Annotated in this window: 3 protein-coding genes; 1 reads left to right on the forward strand and 2 read right to left on the reverse strand. The window is 61.6% G+C overall.

Annotated elements, in window-relative coordinates:
- On the reverse strand, positions 1-360 hold a 360-nt coding region (locus AC1DVM_RS22895; RefSeq protein WP_477258406.1), incomplete at its 3' end, for an acetyl-coenzyme A synthetase N-terminal domain-containing protein.
- Positions 361-1,139: 779 nt separating this feature from the next.
- Here AC1DVM_RS22895 and AC1DVM_RS22900 point away from each other — a divergent pair.
- Positions 1,140-2,807 (forward strand): recombinase family protein, encoded by a 1,668-nt coding sequence (locus AC1DVM_RS22900; protein ID WP_477258404.1) that lies wholly within the window; start codon positions 1,140-1,142, stop codon positions 2,805-2,807.
- Positions 2,808-2,956: 149 nt separating this feature from the next.
- Here the strand turns inward: AC1DVM_RS22900 and AC1DVM_RS22905 are convergent, their stop codons facing one another.
- Positions 2,957-3,034, reverse strand: coding sequence for a helix-turn-helix domain-containing protein (locus AC1DVM_RS22905; RefSeq protein ID WP_262299867.1), 78 nt, complete (start codon positions 3,032-3,034; stop codon positions 2,957-2,959).
- Positions 3,035-3,045: the final 11 nt, after the last annotated feature.

Here is a 3,045-nt window from a genome sequence, read left to right on the forward strand (position 1 = left end):
GTGCAATTCGCGATAGGTGATCTTTTTTGATTCCGACGGGTCGTCGCCTTCCCAGATGATGGCGACCTGATCGCCCCGGGTGTCGAGATGCCGGTCGATGCAATTATACGCCACGTTGGTGACGCCGTCCTCGAACCAGCGGATCGAGACCTCGCCGGGGCCGAAATTGGTGTTCTTGATCCGGGTCGGCTGCCTGAACCAATGGATGCGTCGCGCCTCCTCGGCCCAGAAAGCGTCGGGATTCCGGATGGAAGCCTCGTACTTGGCCCGGTAACCCGCGTCATCCAGATAGGCGCGGTGGCTCCACTCGGACGGCACGTCGTAAATGTTTCCGGCGGAGTTAAAGGCCAAGTTGCTCATGGTCCTAGCCTCCTTGAGCGCCTCTTCCGGAAGCGCGTTTCCGTCCGATTGTCCGTCGACGAAACTCAAGCAGAGCTTGGGCCGGGTCACACCCAGGCGTTGTCTGTCGGCGCGCGTCGTATGACGGTCGGCCATAGCCGACTTTCCTGCCGAAGAATTATTCAATGTAGACCAATTCCGCAGAGCTTGGGTGGTTCCGAGGCTATTGTCGCGATTGGCCAGGTTACCGAGCGCCACCCTTGTCCATAGGATCCGACAGTGAGCCTAATCGAGCTTAGCCACACGAACGTCGCATACCGAGGTGCGATACCGGAATTTGCGGGATAACTGCCTACTCACGTAAGACGCAGCGGTAGCAGAAGGTTCGGACGCGATCGATGTGGATGTCGGCTCCTGGCACATTCCGGAAGTACATCGAATGTCGGCTTCGAGGCGCAAATCGGACGTGGCTTGCCAACTATGTTGTTTCAGACCCGATGCCGACGTCGACCAAACTTCGACATTGAGTTCCGGGTATTGTTGATTGGCTACCGAGTGTCATTGAAACCACTGGCGTGGGACCCGCTCTTCCCGACCCTTCCAGTATCCCCAGCTTCGGGACTCTCGTTCAGGTGCCCGCTTTCCCGGAGGAGCCGATGAGAGTTTCGGATGCACTTATCTGACCCCGTTCAGCGGAACTGGCGACCGACGCCCTGCCTGACCAGCCTCCATTTTGCCCGCCCTCATCTCTCGGCTAGACTCAGCCCTCAACGTCCGAGTCGCCAAGCCAGAGGTCCCCTATGCGCGCTGCCATCTACGCCCGCTATTCGTCCGATCTCCAGTCGGCGTCGTCGGCCGAGGACCAGATCGCCATCTGCAAGGAGCGGATCGCCCGCGAGGGATGGACGGTCGCCGGGATCTTCGCTGACGAGGGCATCTCGGGCGCCAGCATGCTGCGCCCCGGCTACCAGAACCTGCTGCAAATGGCCCGCTCCGGCGGCTGCGATGTGGTGGTGGCGGAGGCGCTCGACCGCATCAGCCGCGATCAGGAGCACGTGGCGGCCCTGTTCAAGCAGATGATGTTTGCCGGCGTGCGGATCGTGACGCTGGCTGAGGGCGAGATTGGCGAACTGCATGTCGGGCTTAAGGGCACGATGAACGCCCTGTTTCTCAAAGACCTCGCCGACAAGACCCGTCGTGGGCTTAAAGGCAGGGTCGAGAAGGGCAACTCTGGTGGCGGCCTCTGCTTCGGCTATAGCGTCCGGCGTGAGATGACCGCCGACGGCACGCCGATTCGCGGCGGAAGAACCATTGACGAGAATGAGGCGGCGATCGTCCGCCAGATCTTCTCTGACTTTGCGGCGGGAAAGAGCCCGCGCAGGATTGCCTTCGATCTCAATGATCGCGGCATTCCCGGTCCGCGACACAGCGCGTGGGGTGCCTCGACCATCAACGGCAACCGCGCCCGCGGCACCGGCATCCTCAACAATGAACTTTATCGCGGCCGGCTGGTCTGGAACCGCCTGCGCTACATGAAGGACCCGGATACCGGCAAGCGGCGCTCACGCGCCAACACCGACGATGCCGTGGTGGTCCATGAGGTGCCGGAGCTCAGGATCATCGACGAGGCCTTGTGGCAGGCGGCAAAGGATCGCCAGGCGACGATGGCGCAGGACACCCGACCCGACGCTCGCTCGGTCCAAAAGCCGTTCCACCAGCAGACCCGGCCCAAATTCCTGCTCTCGGGGCTGATCCAGTGCGGTTGCTGCGGCGCGGGCTTCGTCAAGGTCGGCAAGGACCGCTTCGGCTGTGCGTCGGCGCGCAACAAGGGCGCTGCGATCTGCACCAACATGCTGACTATCCGGCGCGAGACCTTCGAGGAAATTGTCCTCCACGGCCTCAAAGAGGGATTGATGGATCCAGCGCTGTTCAAGGCGTTTGCGGAAGAGTTTCATGCGGAGGTGAATCGCAGCCGGATTGACCGGCGCGCCGCGAGAGCGTCGATCGAGCAGGAGCTGTCCCGGACCAACCAGCGCATCCGTCGCATCCTCGACCTCCTGACCGGGAGCGATAATGCACCCCGCTCATTGATGGGCGATCTCAAGGCCCTGGAAGCGCGCAAGGAGCAGCTCCAGGCCGATCTGCAGGAGCCTGTCGACGTTGAGCCGCTGTTTCATCCGAACCTGGCGGAGATTTATCGGCAGAAGGTTTCGGATCTCGACCAGCTTCTCGAAGACCCCGCGACGAAGGACCAGGCGTTCGACCTGATCCGCAGCCTGATCGAGGTGATCCGGCTGGTGCCGGAGGATGGCGCGCTCAAGGTCGAGCTGCGCGGCGAGCTTGCCGGCATTCTGGCGTTGTGTGGTGGACATGCAAAAAGCCGGACCCTTTCGGATCCGGCTTTTGCGGGTCGACAATTAAAGATGGTTGCGGGGACAGGATTTGAACCTGTGACCTTCAGGATATGAGACTCACGGCGACACGTTGATCCAGTGTAGACGACCACGACTCGACTCAAAGCTCACAAAAAGCGAATGCGTGCGCGCTTGGCCCTTCGCAGCAGCGCACCCATTCCACCGAGGCTTCGAGATTGGCTCCAGCAGCGGATATTCTGAACCTACACGATGCCCCAGGCGCGGTAGCGTCGGCGACCAGTGAGTTCGCGGGGCAGCGCGCCGCCGAGCTGCAACAGCATCAGGTCGATTG

It is taken from the genome of Microvirga sp. P4_A5, from assembly GCF_056402495.1.

Bases quoted from the DNA above. Each gene is read 5' to 3' on its own strand.
- AC1DVM_RS22900 (WP_477258404.1), top strand. From the start codon at position 1,140: ATGCGCGCTGCCATCTACGCCCGCTATTCGTCCGATCTCCAGTCGGCG.
- AC1DVM_RS22905 (WP_262299867.1), bottom strand. From the start codon at position 3,034: ATGCTGTTGCAGCTCGGCGGCGCGCTGCCCCGCGAACTCACTGGTCGC.